Origin of the sequence: Streptomyces sp. NPDC088354, from assembly GCF_044753585.1 — a bacterium.
In the GTDB taxonomy this organism is placed as follows: domain Bacteria; phylum Actinomycetota; class Actinomycetes; order Streptomycetales; family Streptomycetaceae; genus Actinacidiphila.
Window position 1 is genome coordinate 20,161 of sequence record NZ_JBIVNJ010000028.1, and the last position, 21,842, is coordinate 42,002.

General features: G+C 67.6%; 19 protein-coding genes. All 19 read left to right on the forward strand.

The genetic code is table 11. The annotated features are described in order from the left end of the window. The first annotated feature begins 142 nt into the window (after positions 1-142). The 19 genes from ACIP98_RS30290 (at position 143) to rpsC (ending at position 21,837) form a co-directional block, all read left to right on the forward strand. The gene (locus ACIP98_RS30290; protein WP_319658471.1) at positions 143-1,063 is read left to right on the forward strand and encodes a hypothetical protein; all 921 of its coding nucleotides are present in this window, start codon (positions 143-145) and stop codon (positions 1,061-1,063) included. A 275-nt stretch (positions 1,064-1,338) separates the two neighbouring features. After that, positions 1,339-1,896, forward strand: a complete 558-nt coding sequence (gene rplJ / locus ACIP98_RS30295) for a 50S ribosomal protein L10 (RefSeq protein WP_319658472.1) — start codon at positions 1,339-1,341, stop codon at positions 1,894-1,896. Positions 1,897-1,979: 83 nt separating this feature from the next. Continuing rightward, the gene (gene rplL, locus ACIP98_RS30300) at positions 1,980-2,363 is read left to right on the forward strand and encodes a 50S ribosomal protein L7/L12 (protein WP_401978984.1); all 384 of its coding nucleotides are present in this window, start codon (positions 1,980-1,982) and stop codon (positions 2,361-2,363) included. A 575-nt stretch (positions 2,364-2,938) separates the two neighbouring features. Beyond that, complete coding sequence (rpoB, locus tag ACIP98_RS30305; protein ID WP_319658474.1) at positions 2,939-6,427, forward strand: DNA-directed RNA polymerase subunit beta; 3,489 nt, start codon at positions 2,939-2,941, stop codon at positions 6,425-6,427. 130 nt (positions 6,428-6,557) lie between these two features. Next, complete coding sequence (locus tag ACIP98_RS30310; RefSeq protein ID WP_401978985.1) at positions 6,558-10,457, forward strand: DNA-directed RNA polymerase subunit beta'; 3,900 nt, start codon at positions 6,558-6,560, stop codon at positions 10,455-10,457. A 118-nt stretch (positions 10,458-10,575) separates the two neighbouring features. Continuing rightward, positions 10,576-11,019, forward strand: a complete 444-nt coding sequence (locus ACIP98_RS30315) for a DUF1707 and DUF4190 domain-containing protein (RefSeq protein WP_319658476.1) — start codon at positions 10,576-10,578, stop codon at positions 11,017-11,019. 279 nt (positions 11,020-11,298) lie between these two features. Continuing rightward, a complete protein-coding gene (gene rpsL / locus ACIP98_RS30320; RefSeq protein WP_014144289.1) occupies positions 11,299-11,670 on the forward strand; it encodes a 30S ribosomal protein S12 in 372 nt (123 codons plus the stop codon). Between the two features lie 2 nt (positions 11,671-11,672). After that, entirely contained in the window at positions 11,673-12,143 is a 471-nt protein-coding gene (gene rpsG / locus ACIP98_RS30325; RefSeq protein ID WP_319158066.1) for a 30S ribosomal protein S7, read from the forward strand. 39 nt (positions 12,144-12,182) lie between these two features. Then, positions 12,183-14,309: an elongation factor G gene (fusA, locus tag ACIP98_RS30330; protein WP_319658477.1), complete on the forward strand. Its 2,127-nt coding sequence runs from the start codon at positions 12,183-12,185 to the stop codon at positions 14,307-14,309. 171 nt (positions 14,310-14,480) lie between these two features. Continuing rightward, a complete protein-coding gene (tuf, locus tag ACIP98_RS30335; protein WP_319658478.1) occupies positions 14,481-15,674 on the forward strand; it encodes an elongation factor Tu in 1,194 nt (397 codons plus the stop codon). Positions 15,675-15,909: 235 nt separating this feature from the next. Further along, positions 15,910-17,094 (forward strand): S8 family peptidase, encoded by a 1,185-nt coding sequence (locus ACIP98_RS30340; RefSeq protein ID WP_401978987.1) that lies wholly within the window; start codon positions 15,910-15,912, stop codon positions 17,092-17,094. Between the two features lie 389 nt (positions 17,095-17,483). After that, on the forward strand, positions 17,484-17,792 hold the full coding sequence (gene rpsJ / locus ACIP98_RS30345; RefSeq protein WP_014144312.1) for a 30S ribosomal protein S10: 309 nt from the start codon (positions 17,484-17,486) through the stop codon (positions 17,790-17,792). A gap of 14 nt (positions 17,793-17,806) precedes the next feature. Beyond that, positions 17,807-18,451 carry a 50S ribosomal protein L3 gene (gene rplC, locus ACIP98_RS30350; protein ID WP_319658480.1) on the forward strand — a complete coding sequence of 215 codons (645 nt, stop codon included), beginning with the start codon at positions 17,807-17,809 and terminating at the stop codon, positions 18,449-18,451. Positions 18,452-18,455: 4 nt separating this feature from the next. Further along, entirely contained in the window at positions 18,456-19,106 is a 651-nt protein-coding gene (gene rplD / locus ACIP98_RS30355) for a 50S ribosomal protein L4 (protein ID WP_319658482.1), read from the forward strand. After that, the gene (gene rplW / locus ACIP98_RS30360; protein WP_319139009.1) at positions 19,106-19,432 is read left to right on the forward strand and encodes a 50S ribosomal protein L23; all 327 of its coding nucleotides are present in this window, start codon (positions 19,106-19,108) and stop codon (positions 19,430-19,432) included. Before rplD ends, rplW begins: the two co-directional genes overlap by 1 nt. Before the next feature lie 47 nt (positions 19,433-19,479). Further along, the gene (gene rplB / locus ACIP98_RS30365; protein ID WP_319658483.1) at positions 19,480-20,316 is read left to right on the forward strand and encodes a 50S ribosomal protein L2; all 837 of its coding nucleotides are present in this window, start codon (positions 19,480-19,482) and stop codon (positions 20,314-20,316) included. Between the two features lie 12 nt (positions 20,317-20,328). After that, positions 20,329-20,610 carry a 30S ribosomal protein S19 gene (rpsS, locus tag ACIP98_RS30370; RefSeq protein ID WP_018558873.1) on the forward strand — a complete coding sequence of 94 codons (282 nt, stop codon included), beginning with the start codon at positions 20,329-20,331 and terminating at the stop codon, positions 20,608-20,610. Positions 20,611-20,659: 49 nt separating this feature from the next. Then, on the forward strand, positions 20,660-21,007 hold the full coding sequence (gene rplV, locus ACIP98_RS30375) for a 50S ribosomal protein L22 (protein ID WP_319139012.1): 348 nt from the start codon (positions 20,660-20,662) through the stop codon (positions 21,005-21,007). Next, complete coding sequence (gene rpsC / locus ACIP98_RS30380; RefSeq protein WP_319658484.1) at positions 21,007-21,837, forward strand: 30S ribosomal protein S3; 831 nt, start codon at positions 21,007-21,009, stop codon at positions 21,835-21,837. The genes rplV and rpsC overlap by 1 nt, the downstream gene beginning before the upstream one ends. Positions 21,838-21,842: the final 5 nt, after the last annotated feature.

Genomic DNA, 21,842 nt, shown 5'->3' on the forward strand with positions numbered 1-21,842 from the left:
GTGTGCCGTGGACCGGCCCCCGCGCCTTCGAGGCGCGGGGGCCGGTTTTTTCGTACGACAGTGTCGGCGGGGTGCGCTAGCGTGCAAACGGTCCCGGGGTACCTGCCGGGGCCGGAGTGACGAGACACAGGGGTGGGAATTCATGAACATGTCCGTAGCCAGGCGCGCGAGTGCCGGTCTGGCGGCCGCGGCCGTCGTGGTGGGTCTCGCGGGTTGCCAGGGCGGCGACACGGGCAGCAGCGGCGGTAAGGCGGGGGCCCTGCAGACGCGGAGCGAGGCGCTCGACTTCATCCGTGCCGCCTTCACCAAGACCTCCGAGGCCAAGTCCGCCAAGGTCCGGATGACGGTGACGACGCCGCCCGGCATGGATGACAGCGGCACCGTGCAGGTCTCCGGTGTCCAGGGCTGGGACCCCGCCGTGATGGACATGACGGTCAAGGGCTCCGCCCTGACCGACAGCGCCCCCGGCGCCCCCTCGCAGGTGCACATGGTGATGGTGGACGACGCCATCTACATGGACATGGGCGCCGAGCAGGCCGCCGAGATGGGCGGCAAGCACTGGATGAAGCTGGACTTCAAGGCGGCCGCCGCCGCCAGCGGGAACGCCGAGATGCAGAAGCAGATGAGCGCCGGCCTGGAGAACATGAACCAGGACCCGTCCGAGCAGCTCGCCCTGCTGCTGGAGTCCCCGAGCCTGAAGCACCTCGGCTCGGAGAAGGTCGGCGGCGTCCAGACGGAGCACTACAAGGGCACTCTCACCTTCGAGGAGATGCTCGACGCCAACAAGGGCGCCTCCGCCCTCTCGGCGAAGCAGCGGGCCGAGGTGATCGCCAACACCAAGAAGCTGGGGATCAAGGGCTACGACACCGAGTTCTGGGTCAACTCCGATCACTACCCGGTCCGGATGGCCGTCGGGATGACCATGCCGAAGGGCACGATCAAGGTCCGTGCCGACTACTCCGACTACGGTGCCGCGGCCACCGTCCAGGCGCCGCCGGCGAAGGAGACCGTCGACCTGTTCAAGATGCTGGGGGACATGAAGCCCTCCGGTGTGAACGGCTGATACCGAGGCCCTGTCGCCCGATTTGCTTGCCGCCGATCGGTTCGCGTACCCTTCCACAGAAGCCAAAGACCGCTGGTCGTTGCCGTGCCCGCACAGGGCCCGGCGGCCGAAGGATCCGTTTACTGCGGACGACCCGCGCAGGTGACTGTGGATGCACTCCTGGGAACGCTTTGCGGTCCCGGTCGAGTCACGCCCCGTGCGCCTGCGCCGGGGCGTTCGTTTTTGCCGGCCCCTTCCCGTGCGGTCCGAATCACCCGGAAGGAGGCCGAGGCTCTATGGCGAGGCCCGACAAGGGCGCCGCGGTTGCCGAGCTGACGGACAAGTTCCGCAGCTCCAACGCCGCCGTGCTGACCGAGTACCGCGGTCTCACCGTGGCGCAGCTCAAGACGCTGCGCCGTTCGCTCGGTGAGAACGCCACGTACGCCGTGGTGAAGAACACGCTGACCAAGATCGCGGCCAACGAGGCCGGGATCAGCCAGCTGGACGACCTGTTCGCGGGTCCGACGGCTGTCGCCTTCGTCACCGGTGACCCGGTGGAGTCGGCGAAGGGTCTTCGTGACTTCGCCAAGGACAACCCGAACCTCATCATCAAGGGCGGTGTCCTTGACGGCAAGGCGCTGTCCGCCGATGAGATCAAGAAGCTCGCGGACCTCGAGTCCCGCGAGGTGCTGCTCGCCAAGCTGGCGGGTGCCATGAAGGCCAAGCCCTCCCAGGCTGCCGCGGTCTTCCAGGCACTGCCCTCGAAGCTCGTCCGCACCGTGGACGCGCTCCGTGCCAAGCAGGCGGAGCAGGGCGGTGCCGGCGAGCCGGCTCCCGCCGAGGACGCGGAGTAACCACTCCCGCTGTTCTCTAGCGGGCCCGTACGCCCGCCGCAATGTACCTACGGCACCAGCCGCATAGTGGAAGGACCGCCATCATGGCGAAGCTCAGCCAGGACGACCTGCTCGCGCAGTTCGAGGAGATGACCCTCATCGAGCTCTCCGAGTTCGTGAAGGCCTTCGAGGACAAGTTCGACGTCACCGCCGCCGCCCCGGTCGCCATCGCCGGCCCGGGTGTCCCGGGTGCCCCGGTCGAGGCCGTCGAGGAGAAGGACGAGTTCGACGTCATCCTCACCGGCGCCGGCGACAAGAAGATCCAGGTCATCAAGGTCGTGCGCGAGCTGACCTCCCTGGGTCTGAAGGAGGCCAAGGACCTCGTGGACGGCGCCCCGAAGCCCGTCCTGGAGAAGGTCAACAAGGAGGCCGCGGACAAGGCCGCCGAGTCCCTCAAGGGCGCCGGCGCCTCCGTCGAGGTCAAGTGATCTACGCCCCTCCCGGGGCTGATCAGCCGCAGGGCGGCCACCCTTTCGGGTGGCCGCCCTCGGTCGTCTGCGTGGGCCTTCACCCGGGGTGTCACCATCCCCGGGTAAGGTGATCATCGTCGTTCCGCTGACGTCGGCGTTCGTCGCGTGCCACCCCCTGTGACGATCTCCGCGGGGCGGGGCCCTTGACGAACCGCACGGAGCGCGCGATTCTCAGGACGCGTCGCCACATCGGCCATGTACCGAGGCATGGATCGAGGGCGATGCGGGAATGCCTAGCGTGGCAAGCGTGAACGAGGGGCATGACGGCTCACAACAAGGGGCTCCTAGCGACCCCTACGGAGGACGAGATTGGTGCAGCACCGGTCTCCGAAACTCTGCACTGGACATCAGTGTGCCAAGTGGCTACACTGACCCTTTGCGCTGCCTGTTAGCTGTCGCCTGGCCCGTCACCAGGGACCAGCCCAAGCCTGAGCACACATGAGGAACCGTCCTGACCAGGACATCCTTGTCTGCGCCCGGGGGCGGAAGCCGGTACGCGCGTAGTGAGTCCGAGCCCTCGGAAGGACCCCCTCTTGGCCGCCTCGCGCAACGCCTCGACTGCCAATTCGAACAACGGCGCAAGCACCGCCCCGCTGCGCATTTCTTTCGCGAAGATCAAGGAGCCCCTCGAGGTCCCGAACCTCCTCGCGCTGCAGACCGAGAGCTTTGACTGGCTCCTCGGCAACGCCGCGTGGAAGGCTCGCGTCGAGGCTGCCCTGGACAGTGGTCAGGACGTCCCCACCAAGTCCGGTCTGGAGGAGATCTTCGAGGAGATCTCCCCGATCGAGGACTTCTCCGGGTCGATGTCGCTGACCTTCCGCGACCACCGTTTCGAGCCGCCGAAGAACTCGATCGACGAGTGCAAGGAGCGCGACTTCACGTACGCGGCCCCGCTCTTCGTCACGGCCGAGTTCACCAACAACGAGACCGGTGAGATCAAGTCCCAGACGGTCTTCATGGGCGACTTCCCGCTCATGACGAACAAGGGCACCTTCGTCATCAACGGCACCGAGCGTGTCGTGGTGTCCCAGCTGGTCCGCTCACCGGGTGTCTACTTCGACAGCCAGATCGACAAGACGTCCGACAAGGACATCTACTCCGCCAAGGTCATCCCCTCGCGTGGTGCCTGGCTGGAGATGGAGATCGACAAGCGCGACATGGTCGGTGTCCGCATCGACCGCAAGCGCAAGCAGTCCGTCACCGTCCTCCTGAAGGCGCTCGGCTGGACCACCGAGCAGATCCTCGAGGAGTTCGGCGAGTACGAGTCCATGCGCGCCACCCTGGAGAAGGACCACACCCAGGGCCAGGACGACGCGCTGCTGGACATCTACCGCAAGCTGCGTCCGGGCGAGCCGCCGACCCGTGAGGCCGCGCAGACGCTGCTGGAGAACCTCTACTTCAACCCCAAGCGCTACGACCTGGCCAAGGTCGGCCGCTACAAGATCAACAAGAAGCTGGGTGCCGACGCGCCGCTCGACGCCGGCGTACTGACCGTCGAGGACGTCATCGCGACGATCAAGTACCTGGTCAAGCTGCACGCGGGCGAGACCGAGACCACCGGCGACAACGGTTCCTCCGTGGTCGTCGAGGTCGACGACATCGACCACTTCGGCAACCGTCGTCTGCGCAACGTCGGCGAGCTCATCCAGAACCAGGTCCGCACGGGTCTGGCCCGTATGGAGCGCGTCGTCCGCGAGCGGATGACCACCCAGGACGTCGAGGCGATCACGCCGCAGACCCTGATCAACATCCGGCCGGTCGTCGCCTCCATCAAGGAGTTCTTCGGCACCAGCCAGCTGTCCCAGTTCATGGACCAGACGAACCCGCTGTCGGGCCTGACCCACAAGCGCCGTCTGTCCGCGCTGGGCCCCGGTGGTCTGTCCCGTGAGCGGGCCGGCTTCGAGGTCCGTGACGTGCACCCGTCCCACTACGGACGCATGTGCCCGATCGAGACCCCCGAAGGCCCGAACATCGGTCTGATCGGCTCGCTGGCCTCCTACGGCCGGGTCAACGCGTTCGGCTTCGTCGAGACGCCGTACCGCAAGGTCGACGAGACCGGCATCGTGACCGACGAGGTCAACTTCCTCACCGCCGACGAGGAGGACCGCTACGTCATCGCCCAGGCGAACGCGCCGCTGACGGAGGACAACCGCTTCGCGGAGTCCCGCGTCCTGGTGCGCCGCCGCGGCGGGGAGATCGACTACGTCCCCGGCGAGGACGTGGACTACATGGACGTCTCGCCGCGCCAGATGGTGTCGGTCGCGACCGCCATGATCCCGTTCCTCGAGCACGACGACGCCAACCGCGCGCTCATGGGCTCGAACATGATGCGCCAGGCCGTGCCGCTGCTGAAGGCGCAGGCCCCGCTGGTCGGCACCGGCATGGAGTACCGCTGCGCGGTCGACGCCGGTGACGTCATCAAGGCCGACAAGGACGGTGTGGTCCAGGAGGTCTCCGCGGACTACGTCACCGTCGCCAACGACGACGGCACGTACAACACCTACCGCGTCGCCAAGTTCTCCCGCTCGAACCAGGGCACGTCCTTCAACCAGAAGGTCGTCGTGGACGAGGGCGCCCGGGTGATCGCCGGCCAGGTGCTCGCCGACGGTCCGTCCACCGAGCAGGGCGAGATGGCGCTCGGCAAGAACCTCCTGGTCGCGTTCATGCCGTGGGAGGGTCACAACTACGAGGACGCGATCATCCTGTCGCAGCGCCTCGTGCAGGACGACGTCCTCTCCTCGATCCACATCGAGGAGCACGAGGTCGACGCCCGTGACACCAAGCTCGGCCCCGAGGAGATCACCCGGGACATCCCGAACGTCTCCGAGGAGGTCCTGGCGGACCTGGACGAGCGCGGCATCATCCGCATCGGTGCCGAGGTCGTCGCCGGCGACATCCTGGTCGGCAAGGTCACCCCGAAGGGCGAGACCGAGCTGACCCCCGAGGAGCGCCTGCTGCGCGCGATCTTCGGCGAGAAGGCCCGAGAGGTCCGTGACACCTCGCTGAAGGTGCCGCACGGCGAGACCGGCAAGGTCATCGGCGTGCGCGTCTTCGACCGCGAGGAGGGCGACGAGCTGCCCCCGGGCGTGAACCAGCTGGTCCGCGTCTACGTCGCGCAGAAGCGCAAGATCACCGACGGTGACAAGCTCGCCGGCCGTCACGGCAACAAGGGCGTCATCTCCAAGATCCTGCCGATCGAGGACATGCCGTTCCTGGAGGACGGCTCCCCGGTCGACATCATCCTCAACCCGCTGGGTGTCCCGTCCCGAATGAACCCGGGACAGGTCCTGGAGATCCACCTGGGCTGGCTCGCCGCACAGGGCTGGGACGTCTCCGGCCTCAGCGACGAGTGGGCCCGCCGCCTCACGGCGATCGGCGCCGACCAGGTCGCCGCCGGCACCAACGTCGCCACCCCGGTGTTCGACGGTGCCCGCGAGGACGAGATCACCGGCCTCTTCGAGGCCACGATCCCGAACCGCGACGGCCAGCGCCTGGTGCTGCCCTCGGGCAAGGCCCGGCTCTTCGACGGCCGCTCCGGCGAGCCGTTCCCGGACCCGATCTCGATCGGCTACATGTACATCCTCAAGCTGCACCACCTGGTGGACGACAAGCTGCACGCGCGTTCCACCGGTCCGTACTCGATGATCACCCAGCAGCCGCTGGGTGGTAAGGCGCAGTTCGGTGGTCAGCGCTTCGGTGAGATGGAGGTGTGGGCCCTTGAGGCATACGGCGCGGCCTACGCGCTGCAGGAGCTCCTCACCATCAAGTCCGACGACGTTCTCGGCCGTGTGAAGGTCTACGAGGCCATCGTCAAGGGCGAGAACATTCCCGAGCCGGGCATTCCCGAGTCCTTCAAGGTGCTCATCAAGGAAATGCAGTCGCTCTGCCTCAACGTGGAGGTGCTGTCCTCGGACGGCATGTCGATCGAGATGCGCGACACCGACGAGGACGTCTTCCGCGCTGCGGAGGAGCTCGGAATCGACCTGTCCCGGCGTGAGCCGAGCAGCGTCGAAGAGGTCTGACGGGCCGGTCGGGGAACTGCTCCGGCAGTTCCCCGGCTACCCCACCCTCAGGGCCGCCCAAGCGGCCTGAGGGCCCCGGACCGTTCAGACATGTTTGACATTCGACCCCGAAAGAGGGATTGACGACAAAGTGCTCGACGTCAACTTCTTCGACGAGCTGCGGATCGGCCTTGCGACCGCGGACGACATCAGGCAGTGGTCCCACGGCGAAGTGAAGAAGCCGGAGACCATCAACTACCGCACCCTCAAGCCGGAAAAGGACGGGCTCTTCTGCGAGAAGATCTTCGGCCCCACCCGGGACTGGGAGTGCTACTGCGGCAAGTACAAGCGTGTCCGCTTCAAGGGCATCATCTGCGAGCGCTGCGGCGTCGAGGTCACTCGCGCCAAGGTGCGTCGTGAGCGGATGGGCCACATCGAGCTGGCCGCTCCCGTGACCCACATCTGGTACTTCAAGGGCGTTCCGTCGCGGCTGGGCTACCTGCTCGACCTCGCCCCGAAGGACCTGGAGAAGGTCATCTACTTCGCCGCCTACATGATCACGTGGGTGGACGAGGAGCGGCGCACCCGCGACCTGCCCTCGCTGGAGGCCCAGGTCTCCGTCGAGCGCCAGCAGGTCGAGCAGCGCCGTGATGCGGACATCGAGTCCCGGCAGAAGAAGCTCGAGGCCGACCTCGGCGAGCTGGAGGCCGAGGGCGCCAAGTCCGACGTGCGCCGCAAGGTGCGCGAGGGCGCCGAGCGTGAGATGAAGCAGCTGCGCGACCGTGCGCAGCGCGAGCTGGACCGCCTCGACGAGGTGTGGTCCCGCTTCAAGAACCTCAAGGTCCAGGACCTGGAGGGTGACGAGCTGCTCTACCGCGAGCTGCGGGAGCGCTTCGGCACCTACTTCCAGGGTTCGATGGGTGCCGCGGCGCTGCAGAAGCGCCTGGAGTCCTTCGACCTCGACGAGGAGGCCGCCAAGCTCCGCGAGATCATCCGTACCGGCAAGGGCCAGAAGAAGACCCGTGCGCTCAAGCGCCTCAAGGTCGTCTCCGCCTTCCTGCAGACCACCAACAAGCCGCAGGGCATGGTGCTGGACTGCGTCCCGGTGATCCCGCCGGACCTGCGTCCGATGGTGCAGCTGGACGGTGGCCGCTTCGCGACCTCCGACCTGAACGACCTGTACCGCCGCGTCATCAACCGCAACAACCGCCTCAAGCGCCTCCTCGACCTCGGTGCCCCCGAGATCATCGTGAACAACGAGAAGCGCATGCTCCAGGAGGCCGTCGACGCGCTCTTCGACAACGGCCGTCGCGGTCGCCCGGTCACGGGCCCCGGCAACCGTCCGCTGAAGTCGCTGTCCGACATGCTCAAGGGCAAGCAGGGCCGGTTCCGTCAGAACCTGCTCGGCAAGCGCGTCGACTACTCGGCCCGTTCGGTCATCGTCGTCGGCCCGCAGCTCAAGCTGCACCAGTGCGGTCTGCCCAAGGCCATGGCGCTGGAGCTCTTCAAGCCGTTCGTGATGAAGCGCCTGGTGGATCTGAACCACGCGCAGAACATCAAGTCGGCCAAGCGCATGGTCGAGCGCGGCCGCACGGTCGTGTACGACGTGCTCGAAGAGGTCATCGCCGAGCACCCGGTGCTGCTGAACCGCGCGCCGACCCTGCACCGCCTCGGCATCCAGGCCTTCGAGCCGCAGCTGGTCGAGGGCAAGGCCATCCAGATCCACCCGCTCGTCTGCACCGCGTTCAACGCGGACTTCGACGGCGACCAGATGGCCGTGCACCTGCCGCTGTCCGCGGAGGCGCAGGCCGAGGCCCGCATCCTGATGCTGTCCTCGAACAACATCCTCAAGCCCGCCGACGGCCGTCCGGTGACGATGCCGACGCAGGACATGGTCCTGGGTCTGTTCTTCCTCACCACGGACGCGGAGGAGCGCGAGCTCAAGGGTGAGGGCCGGGCGTTCGGCTCGACCGCCGAGGCGATCATGGCCTTCGACGCCCGCGAGCTGTCGCTGCAGTCCAGGATCGACATCCGCTTCCCGATCGGCACCGTCCCGCCGCGTGGCTGGACCCCGCCGGCGGACGTGGAGGGCGAGGAGCCCTGGCAGCTCGGCGACTCCTTCCGGCTGAACACGACGCTGGGCCGCGCGCTCTTCAACGAGCTGCTGCCCGAGGACTACCCGTTCGTGGACTACCCGGTGGGCAAGAAGCAGCTCTCCGAGATCGTCAACGATCTCGCCGAGCGCTACCCGAAGGTCATCGTGGCGGCGACGCTCGACAACCTGAAGGCGGCCGGCTTCCACTGGGCGACCCGTTCCGGCGTCACCGTGGCCATCTCCGACATCGTCGTTCCCGAGGCGAAGAAGGGGATCATCGCGGGCTTCGAGGCGCAGGACGAGAAGGTTCAGAAGCAGTACGAGCGCGGTCTGATCACCAAGGACGAGCGCACGCAGGAGCTCATCGCGATCTGGACGAAGGCGACCAACGACGTCGCCGAGGCCATGCGCGAGAACTTCCCGAAGACCAACCCGATCTTCATGATGGTCGACTCGGGTGCCCGTGGAAACATGATGCAGATGCGTCAGATCGCGGGTATGCGTGGCCTGGTGTCCAACGCCAAGAACGAGACGATCCCGCGTCCCATCAAGGCCTCGTTCCGTGAGGGCCTGACCGTGCTGGAGTACTTCATCTCCACCCACGGTGCCCGTAAGGGTCTGGCCGACACCGCTCTGCGCACCGCCGACTCGGGTTACCTGACCCGTCGTCTGGTGGACGTCTCCCAGGACGTCATCATCCGCGAGGAGGACTGCGGCACCGACCGCGGCCTCAAGCTGGCGATCGCCGAGCGCGCCGAGGACGGTTCGCTGCGCAAGACGGACGACGTCGAGACCAGCGTGTACGCGCGCTGCCTCGCCGAGGACGTCGTGGTGGACGGGCGTGTCCTGGCCACCGCCGGCACCGACCTGGGCGACGTGCTCATCGAGCAGCTCATCCACAACGGCGTCGCCGAGGTCAAGACCCGCTCGGTCCTGACCTGCGAGTCCGCGGTGGGCACCTGCGCGATGTGCTACGGCCGCTCGCTCGCGACCGGCAAGCTGGTGGACATCGGTGAGGCGGTCGGCATCATCGCCGCCCAGTCCATCGGTGAGCCCGGCACCCAGCTGACGATGCGTACCTTCCACACCGGTGGTGTGGCCGGTGACGACATCACCCAGGGTCTGCCGCGTGTCGTCGAGCTCTTCGAGGCCCGTACGCCCAAGGGTGTCGCCCCGATCTCGGAGGCGGCCGGCCGCATCCGTATCGAGGAGACCGAGAAGACCAAGAAGATCGTCATCACCCCGGACGACGGCTCCGAGGAGATCGCCTACCCGATCTCCAAGCGTGCCCGTCTGATGGTCGGCGAGGGCGACCACGTCGAGGTCGGCGAGAAGCTGACCGTGGGTGCCACCAACCCGCACGACGTGCTGCGCATCCTGGGTCAGCGGGCCGTCCAGGTCCACCTGGTCGGGGAAGTCCAGAAGGTCTACAACTCGCAGGGTGTGTCGATCCACGACAAGCACATCGAGATCATCATCCGGCAGATGCTCCGCCGGGTCACGATCATCGAGTCCGGCGACGCCGAGCTGCTGCCCGGCGAGCTGGTCGAGCGCGGCCGCTTCGAGACCGAGAACCGTCGGGTCGTGGCGGAGGGTGGCCACCCGGCCTCCGGCCGTCCGCAGCTGATGGGTATCACCAAGGCCTCGCTGGCGACCGAGTCCTGGCTGTCGGCCGCCTCCTTCCAGGAGACGACCAGGGTCCTGACGGACGCGGCGATCCACGCCAAGTCCGACTCGCTGCTGGGCCTGAAGGAGAACGTCATCATCGGTAAGCTCATCCCGGCCGGTACGGGCCTGTCCCGTTACCGCAACATCCGGGTGGAGCCGACCGAGGAGGCCAAGGCCGCGATGTACTCGGCCGTCGGCTACGACGACATCGACTACAGCCCGTTCGGCACCGGCTCCGGCCAGGCCGTTCCGCTGGAGGACTACGACTACGGCCCGTACAACGGCTGACGTCCACGTCATCACGCCGAAGGGCGGTCACCCTCACGGGGGTGGCCGCCCTTCGGCCGTCCATGCCCGTCTTCGGGCACTATGGGAGGACGGAGCGGATCGGGGAGGTGGTGCGACGGTGCTTGCCGGCGATGCCGCACGCGAGCGGACGGTGGAAGTGCTCAAGGACGCGTACACCGAGGGACGGCTGACGCTCCAGGAGTACGAGGAGCGCATAGGGCGGGCGTACGTGTCCCGCACCTACGGTGAACTGGACGTGCTGGTGCTGGACATCCCGCGGCCGCGGCCGGCGCCGCCGCCCGGGGTCAACTCGAAGGCCGTCGCCGCGCTGATCTGCGGCATAAGCGCGGTGTTCCTGGGGCTCACGGCGCTGCCCGCGATCGTGCTGGGTCACCTGGCCCGCCGGGAGGTCCGCCGCACGGGTGAACAGGGGGACGGCTTCGCGCTGGCCGGGCTGATCCTGGGCTACGTCGTCACGGCGCTGCTGCTGCTCGTGACGGTGCTCGTGGTCGTGCTCGTGGTCGCCGTGACGAACGAGGTCACGTCACCCACCGGCCCTTAACACATGGGGACATATCGGGCGCGACGGGACGAAATCCCATTTGTTTTGACCGGAGCGGGTGCGCTGGGTACGCTCTGACCTTGTGCCTGGGGTGTGCCCGGGTTCCTGCGCGTGCACTTGTCCGCGCGGGATTCCGAGGCCGAACGCCGCGACACGCCGACAATACGCACTTTCCGCTTCGGTGGAAAGCGTATGGGGCTCGCGACACACCCGACCGCGTGGGTCGGGGGAACTCCAGGTTAGAAGTATCGAGATCGGCACACAGAAACCGGAGAAACGGTGCCTACGATCCAGCAGCTGGTCCGAAAGGGCCGGCAGGACAAGGTCGAGAAGAACAAGACGCCCGCGCTGAAGGGTTCCCCGCAGCGCCGCGGCGTCTGCACGCGCGTCTACACGACCACCCCGAAGAAGCCGAACTCGGCCCTGCGTAAGGTCGCGCGTGTGCGTCTGACCAGCGGCATCGAGGTCACCGCTTACATCCCGGGTGAGGGTCACAACCTGCAGGAGCACTCCATCGTGCTCGTGCGTGGTGGCCGTGTGAAGGACCTGCCGGGTGTTCGTTACAAGATCATCCGCGGTTCGCTGGACACCCAGGGTGTCAAGAACCGCAAGCAGGCCCGCAGCCGCTACGGCGCCAAGAAGGAGAAGTAAGAATGCCTCGTAAGGGCCCCGCCCCGAAGCGCCCGGTCATCATCGACCCGGTCTACGGTTCTCCTCTGGTGACCTCGCTCGTCAACAAGATCCTCCTGCACGGGAAGCGCTCCACCGCCGAGCGCATCGTGTACGGCGCCCTCGAGGGCCTGCGCGAGAAGACCGGCCAGGACCCGGTCATCACGCTCAAGCGCGCTCTGGAGAACGTCAAGCCCTCCCTGGAGGTCAAGTCCCGCCGTGTCGGTGGCGCGACCTACCAGGTGCCGGTCGAGGTCCGCCCCGGCCGTGCCAACACCCTGGCGCTGCGCTGGCTCGTGGGTTACTCCCGTGCCCGCCGCGAGAAGACCATGACCGAGCGTCTGATGAACGAGCTGATGGACGCCAGCAACGGTCTGGGCGCCGCGGTGAAGCGCCGCGAGGACACCCACAAGATGGCCGAGTCCAACAAGGCCTTCGCGCACTACCGCTGGTAGTCGCTACCCCATCGAGATCCGAGAGAAGACTGAAGCCTTATGGCTACCACTTCACTTGACCTGGCCAGGGTCCGCAACATCGGGATCATGGCCCACATCGACGCGGGCAAGACGACGACCACCGAGCGGATCCTGTTCTACACCGGTGTTTCGTACAAGATCGGTGAGGTCCACGACGGCGCTGCCACGATGGACTGGATGGAGCAGGAGCAGGAGCGCGGCATCACGATCACGTCCGCCGCGACCACCTGTCACTGGCCGCTGGAGAACGTCGACCACACGATCAACATCATCGACACGCCGGGTCACGTCGACTTCACCGTCGAGGTGGAGCGCTCCCTTCGCGTGCTCGACGGTGCCGTGACGGTGTTCGACGGTGTCGCCGGCGTTGAGCCGCAGTCCGAGACCGTGTGGCGTCAGGCGGACCGCTACGGCGTTCCGCGCATCTGCTTCGTCAACAAGCTGGACCGTACCGGCGCGGAGTTCCACCGCTGCGTCGACATGATCACGGACCGGCTGGGCGCGACCCCGATCGTCATGCAGCTGCCGATCGGTGCCGAGGCCGACTTCAAGGGCGTCGTGGACCTGGTCCGCATGAAGGCCCTGGTCTGGTCCGCGGAGGCGACCAAGGGCGAGATGTACGACGTCGTCGACATCCCGGCCACGCACACCGAGGCGGCCGACGAGTGGCGCGGCAAGATGCTCGAGGCCGTCGCCGAGAACGACGAAGAGATGATGGAGCTGTACCTGGAGGGCACTGAGCCCACCGAGGAGCAGCTGTACGCGGCCATCCGCCGCGTCACCATCAACTCCGGCAAGGGCGACGGCGTCACCGTCACCCCGGTCTTCTGCGGCACCGCCTTCAAGAACAAGGGCGTGCAGCCCCTGCTCGACGCGGTCGTGCGCTACCTCCCCTCCCCGCTGGACGTCGAGGCCATCGAGGGCCACGCGGTCGGCGACGCGGAGGAGATCGTCAAGCGCAGGCCGTCCGACGACGAGCCGCTGTCGGCGCTGGCGTTCAAGATCATGAGCGACCCGCACCTCGGCAAGCTCACGTTCGTCCGCGTGTACTCCGGCCGCCTGGAGTCCGGCACCGCCGTGCTGAACTCCGTCAAGGGCCGCAAGGAGCGCATCGGCAAGATCTACCGCATGCACGCGAACAAGCGTGAGGAGATCGAGTCGGTGGGCGCCGGCGACATCGTCGCCGTCATGGGCCTGAAGCAGACCACCACCGGTGAGACGCTGAGCGACGAGAAGAACCCGGTGATCCTGGAGTCCATGGACTTCCCGGCGCCGGTCATCCAGGTCGCGATCGAGCCCAAGTCCAAGGGCGACCAGGAGAAGCTGGGTGTCGCCATCCAGCGTCTCGCGGAGGAGGACCCCTCCTTCCAGGTCCACTCGGACGAGGAGACCGGCCAGACCATCATCGGCGGTATGGGCGAACTGCACCTCGAGGTGCTGGTCGACCGCATGCGCCGTGAGTTCAAGGTCGAGGCCAACGTCGGCAAGCCGCAGGTGGCGTACCGCGAGACCATTCGCAAGAAGGTCGACCGGATCGACTACACCCACAAGAAGCAGACCGGTGGTACGGGCCAGTTCGCGAAGGTCCAGATCTCCATCGAGCCTCTCGAGGGCGGCGACGCGAACTACGAGTTCGTCAACCAGGTCACCGGTGGCCGCATCCCCCGCGAGTACATCCCGTCGGTGGACGCCGGTGCTCAGGAGGCCATGAAGTTCGGCATCCTGGCGGGCTACGAGATGGTGGGCGTTCGCATCACCCTTCTCGACGGTGCCTACCACGAGGTCGACTCCTCCGAGCTGGCGTTCAAGATCGCCGGTTCGCAGGCCTTCAAGGAGGGCGCGCGCAAGGCGAGCCCCGTGCTGCTCGAGCCGATGATGGCCGTCGAGGTCACCACGCCCGAGGAGTCCATGGGCGACGTCATCGGCGACATCAACTCCCGCCGTGGCCAGATCCAGGCCATGGAGGAGCGTGCCGGCGCCCGGGTCGTCAAGGCCCTGGTGCCCCTGTCGGAGATGTTCGGCTACGTCGGCGACCTCCGCAGCAAGACGTCGGGTCGCGCAAGCTACTCGATGCAGTTCGACTCCTACGCCGAGGTTCCCAAGAACGTCGCCGAGGAGATCATCGCGAAGGCCAAGGGCGAGTAACCGCAGTTCTTCACGCTGCACACACGCCGTAGGCTTGACCGGGAGGCTTCGGGGTATTCCGCCGCAAACCGCAAGGGGAGCGTCGGATACCCCGGCCGCCCGCAACCCAGCAAAGATCACCTGGCGCCGATGAAGTAAGGCGTACCAGAACCACTTCACAGGAGGACCCCAGTGGCGAAGGCGAAGTTCGAGCGGACTAAGCCGCACGTCAACATCGGCACCATCGGTCACATCGACCACGGTAAGACGACCCTCACGGCCGCCATTACCAAGGTGCTGCACGACGCGTACCCGGACCTGAACGAGGCCTCGGCCTTCGACCAGATCGACAAGGCTCCCGAGGAGCGCCAGCGCGGTATCACCATCTCCATCGCGCACGTCGAGTACCAGACCGAGGCGCGCCACTACGCCCACGTCGACTGCCCGGGTCACGCGGACTACATCAAGAACATGATCACCGGTGCCGCGCAGATGGACGGCGCGATCCTCGTGGTCGCCGCCACCGACGGCCCGATGCCGCAGACCAAGGAGCACGTCCTCCTGGCCCGCCAGGTCGGCGTTCCCTACATCGTGGTCGCGCTGAACAAGGCCGACATGGTGGACGACGAGGAGATCCTGGAGCTCGTCGAGCTCGAGGTCCGCGAGCTGCTCTCCGAGTACGAGTTCCCGGGCGACGACCTGCCGGTCGTCCGCGTCTCCGCGCTCAAGGCCCTCGAGGGCGACAAGGAGTGGGGCGAGAAGCTCCTCGGCCTCATGTCCGCCGTGGACGAGGCCATCCCCACCCCCGAGCGCGACGTCGACAAGCCGTTCCTGATGCCGATCGAGGACGTCTTCACGATCACCGGTCGTGGCACCGTCGTCACCGGCCGCATCGAGCGTGGTGTGCTCAAGGTCAACGAGACCGTCGACATCATCGGCATCAAGACCGAGAAGACCACCACCACGGTCACCGGCATCGAGATGTTCCGCAAGCTGCTCGACGAGGGCCAGGCCGGTGAGAACGTCGGTCTGCTCCTCCGTGGCATCAAGCGCGAGGACGTCGAGCGCGGCCAGGTCATCATCAAGCCGGGTTCGGTCACGCCGCACACCGACTTCGAGGCCCAGGCCTACATCCTGTCGAAGGACGAGGGTGGCCGTCACACCCCGTTCTTCAACAACTACCGCCCGCAGTTCTACTTCCGTACCACGGACGTGACCGGCGTCGTGACCCTCCCCGAGGGCACCGAGATGGTCATGCCGGGCGACAACACCGCCATGACGGTCGCGCTGATCCAGCCGATCGCCATGGAGGAGGGCCTGAAGTTCGCCATCCGCGAGGGTGGCCGGACCGTCGGCGCCGGCCAGGTCACCAAGATCCTGAAGTAAGGATCCCGGCGATCCGCCGCTTGCCGTAGGCGAGCTGCACGAGGGCCCCGGCCCACCGTTCACGCGGTGGGCCGGGGCCCTCGTCGTCGTGCCGCGCCGTTCCGGGCTCCCGGCGGTGCCGGGCGGCGCGGGCCGGGTACCACCAATGGCGCGCAGCACGGGCGTGCCCCGGTGACCGGGTGTTACGAATGATTGCGTTCGGTGCACACCCGTACGACTCCTGGAGCCCCCCGCCATGCGCATATCCCCGCGCCGGCTCGCGGCCGTCGCCGCAGCCCTCACGGCCGTTCTCGCCGCCCCGGCGGGCACCTCCGGGGCGGCGGCGCCGCCTCCGGTCCCGGCGCCGCTCAGGATGGCGTCGGAGGGCGGCATCGCGGGGCAGTACCTGGTGACGCTGGCGGCCGGCACCGATCCGCGGTCGGTGGTGCGCGAGGTCGGTGCGGCGCCCATGTTCACCTTCACCAGCGCCCTGTTGGGCTTCGCGGCGCGGCTGACCGACCGCCAGGTCTCGGAACTGCGCACGGTGCCAGGTGTGCGGGCGGTGGAGCAGGACGCGGTGGTGACCATGCCGCGGCCGCAGGCGGTGGCGGCCGCGTCCGACGAGGTCTCGTGGGGCCTGGCCCGGATCAACCACCGCGAGGCGGGCGCCGCGGGCTTCTCGGTCCGGGCGACCGGCGCCGACGTCACCTCGTACATCATCGACACCGGGATCGACTTCGCCCACGAGGAGTTCGGGGGGCGGGCGGTGCCCGGCTACGACGTGGTGGGGGACGGGCAGCAGGGCGCGGACTGCAACGGGCACGGCACCCATGTCGCCGGCACCGTCGGCGGCGCGCACTCGGGCGTGGCCCGCGGTACCCGGCTGGTGTCGGTGCGGGTGCTGGGCTGCGACGGCAGCGGCTCGATCGCCTCGGTGGTGGCGGGCGTCAACTGGGTGGCGGAGCACGCCGTGAAGCCGGCCGTCGCGAACCTGTCGGTCGGCGGGCCGCACACCGAGGCCTCGGAGCGGGCGGTCGAGGGGCTGGCCGCGGCCGGGGTCTTCCCGGTCGTCGCGGCGGGCAACGGCGACACCGACGCCTGCGGCACCTCGCCCGCGGGGGCGCCGGAGGCCTTCACCGTCGCCGCCGCCGACGAGTCCGACCGCAAGGCGGAGTTCAGCAACTGGGGGCCGTGCGTGGACATCAACGCGCCGGGCACGAACATCACCTCGGCCGCCCGGGGCGGCGGCTTCGCCCGTATGAGCGGCACGTCGATGGCGGCGCCGCACGTCACCGGTGTCGCCGCGCTCTACAAGGACACCCACGGGGACGTGTCCACCGCCGCCCTCGCCGCCTGGCTGACCGCCAACGCCACGCCGGACGTGCCCGCGCTGCTGCCCGCCGGCACGCCGCGCCTGATGCTGTACACCGGGGGGCTGTGATCCGGCACGGGGGGCGGGTTTGGAGTCCGGCGCCGGCGGGGTAAGCTACCCGGCCCGATTGGCGTCCGGCACGTCCGGTATGGCAGACTAGCCGGGTTGCTCGGTCGAGCGCCGATGTTGCGCGCCTCCCGTCGGGAGGACCGGAAGCGAGTCCCACAGTACTCGTCGTCCCTCAGGGGGCGGACGTACGGGAATCTTCCGGGAAGCGTCAGCGGGGTGCTCGCCAGGCGCTCGGTGGGTGTCTTCTCCCACGTATCCCCTCCCTGAGGGTCTCCGCCATGCGGAGATTTACAAGAAGGGGTGCGACACGCCCGACCGCGTGGGTCGGAGAAGACGGTCGAACCACCGAGTTCCAGAGCGTTACTACTAGACAGGACTACGAAGTAGCCATGGCGGGACAGAAGATCCGCATCCGGCTCAAGGCCTACGACCACGAGGTCATCGACTCTTCGGCGAAGAAGATCGTCGAGACGGTGACGCGTACTGGTGCGCAGGTCGCGGGCCCGGTGCCGCTGCCCACTGAGAAGAACGTGTACTGCGTCATCAAGTCGCCGCACAAGTACAAGGACTCGCGCGAGCACTTCGAGATGCGCACGCACAAGCGCCTGATCGACATCCTCGACCCGACGCCCAAGACCGTTGACTCGCTGATGCGCCTGGACCTTCCGGCCGGCGTTGACATCGAGATCAAGCTCTGAGAGGCGCGGAACAGATGGCTAAGCAGATCAAGGGCATCCTGGGCGAGAAGCTCGGCATGACCCAGGTCTGGGACGAGAACAACCGTGTCGTCCCGGTGACCGTGGTCAAGGCCGGCCCGAACGTCGTGACCCAGGTCCGTACGAACGATGTCGACGGTTACGAGTCGGTCCAGATCGCCTTCGGCGAGATCGACCCGCGCAAGGTGAACAAGCCCCTCAAGGGCCACTTCGCCAAGGCCGACGTGACCCCCCGCCGCCACCTGGTGGAGCTCCGCACCTCCGACGCGGCCGAGTACAGCCTCGGCCAGGAGATCACCGCGGAGGTCTTCGAGGCCGGCGTGAAGGTGGACGTCACCGGCAAGAGCAAGGGCAAGGGCTTCGCCGGTGTCATGAAGCGTCACAACTTCAAGGGCCTCGGCGCCGGTCACGGCACCCAGCGCAAGCACCGCTCTCCCGGCTCCATCGGTGGCTGCGCCACCCCGGGCCGTGTGTTCAAGGGTCTGCGCATGGCGGGCCGCATGGGCAACGAGCGGGTCACCACCCAGAACCTGACCGTCCACGCCGTTGACGCGGAGAAGGGCCTGCTGCTCATCAAGGGCGCGGTTCCCGGCCCGAACGGCGGCCTCGTCCTGGTCCGCACCGCGGCCAAGGGGGCCTGAGGATATGAGCACCATTGACATTCTGTCGCCCGCCGGCGACAAGGCCGGGACCGTTGAGCTCCCGGGCGAGATCTTCGACGCGAAGGTCAGCATTCCGCTGATCCACCAGGTCGTCGTGGCGCAGCTGGCCGCCGCCCGTCAGGGCACGCACAAGGTCAAGACGCGTGGCGAGGTCCGCGGTGGCGGCAAGAAGCCGTACCGCCAGAAGGGCACCGGCCGCGCCCGTCAGGGTTCGACCCGCGCCCCGCAGTTCGCCGGTGGTGGCGTCGTGCACGGTCCCGTGCCGCGTGACTACTCGCAGCGGACCCCGAAGAAGATGAAGGCCGCCGCCCTGCGCGGTGCCCTCACCGACCGGGCGCGTCACAACCGCATCCACGTCGTGACCGGCGTCATCGAGGGCGAGTCCCCGTCGACGAAGGCCGCCAAGGTGCTGCTGGGCAAGATCAGCGACCGCAAGAACGTGCTGCTCGTCGCCGACCGCGCCGAAGAGGCCGCGTGGCTGTCCGCGCGCAACCTGCCCCAGGTGCACATCCTGGAGGCCGGCCAGCTGAACACGTACGACGTGCTCGTCTCCGACGACGTGGTCTTCACCAAGGCCGCCTTCGACCGCTTCATCGGTAACGGCGCCGCCGAGACCGAAGGGAGCGACGCCTGATGGCCGAGCAGACCGCGATCACCAGCCGGACCTTCACGGACCACCGTGACATCCTGGTCAAGCCGGTGGTCTCCGAGAAGAGCTACGCGCTGCTGGACGAGAACAAGTACACGTTCGTCGTCGACCCGCGCGCGAACAAGACCCAGATCAAGCAGGCCGTCGAGGCGGTCTTCTCGGTCAAGGTCACCGGGGTCAACACGATCAACCGTCAGGGTAAGCGCAAGCGCACCAAGACCGGTTTCGGCAAGCGCAAGGACACCAAGCGCGCCATCGTGACCCTCGCCGAGGGCGACCGCATCGACATCTTCGGCGGACCGGTCTCCTAACGGGGGCCGGGACGAGTCGAAGTCCGGAATCTTCCGAGGACTGAGAAATGGGTATCCGCAAGTACAAGCCGACGACCCCGGGCCGTCGTGGCTCCAGCGTCGCCGACTTCGTCGAGGTCACGCGGTCCACGCCGGAGAAGTCGCTGGTCCGCCCGCTGCACAGCAAGGGCGGCCGTAACAACGCCGGTCGTGTGACCGTTCGCCACCAGGGTGGTGGCCACAAGCGCGCCTACCGCGTGATCGACTTCCGTCGTCACGACAAGGACGGCGTGCCGGCCAAGGTCGCGCACATCGAGTACGACCCCAACCGCACCGCGCGCATCGCGCTCCTGCACTACGCGGACGGCGAGAAGCGCTACATCCTCGCGCCGGCCAAGCTGAGCCAGGGTGACCGGATCGAGAACGGCCCCGGGGCCGACATCAAGCCGGGCAACAACCTGCCGCTGCGCTACATCCCGGTCGGTACGACGGTGCACGCCATCGAGCTGCGTCCCGGCGGCGGCGCGAAGATCTCCCGTTCCGCGGGCTCTTCGGTGCAGCTGCTGGCGAAGGAGGGCTCCATGGCCACCCTTCGCATGCCGTCCGGTGAAGTTCGCATGGTCGACGTCCGCTGCCGCGCCACCATCGGCGAGGTTGGCAACGCCGAGCAGTCGAACATCAACTGGGGCAAGGCCGGCCGTATGCGCTGGAAGGGCGTCCGCCCGACCGTCCGCGGTGTGGCCATGAACCCCGTCGACCACCCGCACGGTGGTGGTGAGGGCAAGACCTCCGGTGGTCGCCACCCGGTCAGCCCGTGGGGCCAGAAGGAAGGTCGTACTCGCTCGCCGAAGAAGGCCAGCAGCAAGTACATCGTCCGCCGCCGCAAGACGAACAAGAAGCGCTAGGAGCGGGTTTAGATGCCGCGCAGTCTCAAGAAGGGGCCCTTCGTCGACGACCACCTCATCAAGAAGGTGGACGTTCAGAACGAGGCCGGTACCCACAACGTCATCAAGACCTGGTCCCGCCGCTCGATGATCATCCCGGCGATGCTGGGCCACACGATCGCGGTGCACGACGGCCGTAAGCACGTCCCGGTGTTTGTCACCGAGTCGATGGTCGGCCACAAGCTCGGCGAGTTCGCGCCGACCCGCACCTTCCGCGGCCACGAGAAGGACGACCGCAAGTCGCGTCGTCGCTGACCTGCGGAGCGGAACAGTGACGACAAAGACAGACACCGAAGGGACAACCATGGAAGCCAGGGCCCAGGCGCGGTACATCCGCGTCACGCCCATGAAGGCCCGCCGCGTGGTGGACCTCATCCGTGGCATGAGTGCCACGGAGGCTCAGGCGGTCCTGCGTTTCGCCCCGCAGGCCGCGAGCGTGCCGGTGGGCAAGGTGCTCGACAGCGCCATTGCCAACGCCGCGCACAACTACGACCACACCGATGCCGAGTCGCTGTACATCAGCGAGGCGTTCGTGGACGAGGGCCCGACCCTGAAGCGGTTCCGTCCGCGTGCGCAGGGCCGTGCCTACCGGATCCGTAAGCGGACCAGCCACATCACCGTGGTCGTCAGCAGCAAGGAAGGAACCCGGTAATGGGCCAGAAGGTTAACCCGTACGGGTTCCGCCTCGGCATCACCACGGACTTCAAGTCCCGGTGGTACGCCGACAAGCTGTACAAGGACTACGTCAAGGAAGACGTCGCCATCCGCCGGATGATGACGCAGGGCATGGAGCGGGCCGGCATCTCGAAGGTCGAGATCGAGCGCACCCGTGACCGCGTCCGCGTCGACATCCACACCGCCCGGCCGGGCATCGTCATCGGCCGTCGCGGCGCGGAGGCCGACCGTATCCGCGGCGACCTGGAGAAGCTGACCGGCAAGCAGGTCCAGCTGAACATCCTCGAGGTCAAGAACCCGGAGACGGACGCTCAGCTGGTGGCCCAGGCCGTCGCCGAGCAGCTGTCCTCCCGCGTCTCCTTCCGTCGTGCCATGCGCAAGAGCATGCAGAGCACGATGAAGGCCGGCGCCAAGGGCATCAAGATCCAGTGCGGTGGCCGTCTCGGCGGCGCCGAGATGTCCCGCTCCGAGTTCTACCGCGAGGGTCGCGTTCCGCTGCACACGCTGCGCGCCAACGTCGACTACGGCTTCTTCGAGGCCAAGACGACCTTCGGCCGTATCGGCGTGAAGGTCTGGATCTACAAGGGCGATGTCAAGAACATCGCCGAGGTCCGCGCGGACAACGCCGCGGCCCGTGCCGGCAACCGCCCGGCCCGTGGTGGCGGCGCCGGCAACGACCGCCCGCAGCGCCGCGGTGGCGAGCGCGGCGGCCGCGGCCGCCGTCCCCAGGGTGACGCCCAGGCCCCCAAGGCCGAGGCGACCACCGCTGAGGCTCCGGCCGCGGAGACCACTGGAACGGAGGCCTGACCCCC

Excerpts from the sequence above, each read along its gene's own strand:
- rpsS (WP_018558873.1), top strand. The coding sequence starts at position 20,329 with ATGCCGCGCAGTCTCAAGAAGGGGCCCTTCGTCGACGACCACCTCATC.
- rpsJ (WP_014144312.1), top strand. The coding sequence starts at position 17,484 with ATGGCGGGACAGAAGATCCGCATCCGGCTCAAGGCCTACGACCACGAG.
- rpsC (WP_319658484.1), top strand. The coding sequence starts at position 21,007 with ATGGGCCAGAAGGTTAACCCGTACGGGTTCCGCCTCGGCATCACCACG.
- rplB (WP_319658483.1), top strand. The coding sequence starts at position 19,480 with ATGGGTATCCGCAAGTACAAGCCGACGACCCCGGGCCGTCGTGGCTCC.
- rplJ (WP_319658472.1), top strand. The coding sequence starts at position 1,339 with ATGGCGAGGCCCGACAAGGGCGCCGCGGTTGCCGAGCTGACGGACAAG.
- fusA (WP_319658477.1), top strand. The coding sequence starts at position 12,183 with ATGGCTACCACTTCACTTGACCTGGCCAGGGTCCGCAACATCGGGATC.
- ACIP98_RS30340 (WP_401978987.1), top strand. The coding sequence starts at position 15,910 with ATGCGCATATCCCCGCGCCGGCTCGCGGCCGTCGCCGCAGCCCTCACG.
- rpsG (WP_319158066.1), top strand. The coding sequence starts at position 11,673 with ATGCCTCGTAAGGGCCCCGCCCCGAAGCGCCCGGTCATCATCGACCCG.
- rplD (WP_319658482.1), top strand. The coding sequence starts at position 18,456 with ATGAGCACCATTGACATTCTGTCGCCCGCCGGCGACAAGGCCGGGACC.
- rplV (WP_319139012.1), top strand. The coding sequence starts at position 20,660 with ATGGAAGCCAGGGCCCAGGCGCGGTACATCCGCGTCACGCCCATGAAG.
- rplW (WP_319139009.1), top strand. The coding sequence starts at position 19,106 with ATGGCCGAGCAGACCGCGATCACCAGCCGGACCTTCACGGACCACCGT.
- ACIP98_RS30290 (WP_319658471.1), top strand. The coding sequence starts at position 143 with ATGAACATGTCCGTAGCCAGGCGCGCGAGTGCCGGTCTGGCGGCCGCG.
- rplC (WP_319658480.1), top strand. The coding sequence starts at position 17,807 with ATGGCTAAGCAGATCAAGGGCATCCTGGGCGAGAAGCTCGGCATGACC.
- rplL (WP_401978984.1), top strand. The coding sequence starts at position 1,980 with ATGGCGAAGCTCAGCCAGGACGACCTGCTCGCGCAGTTCGAGGAGATG.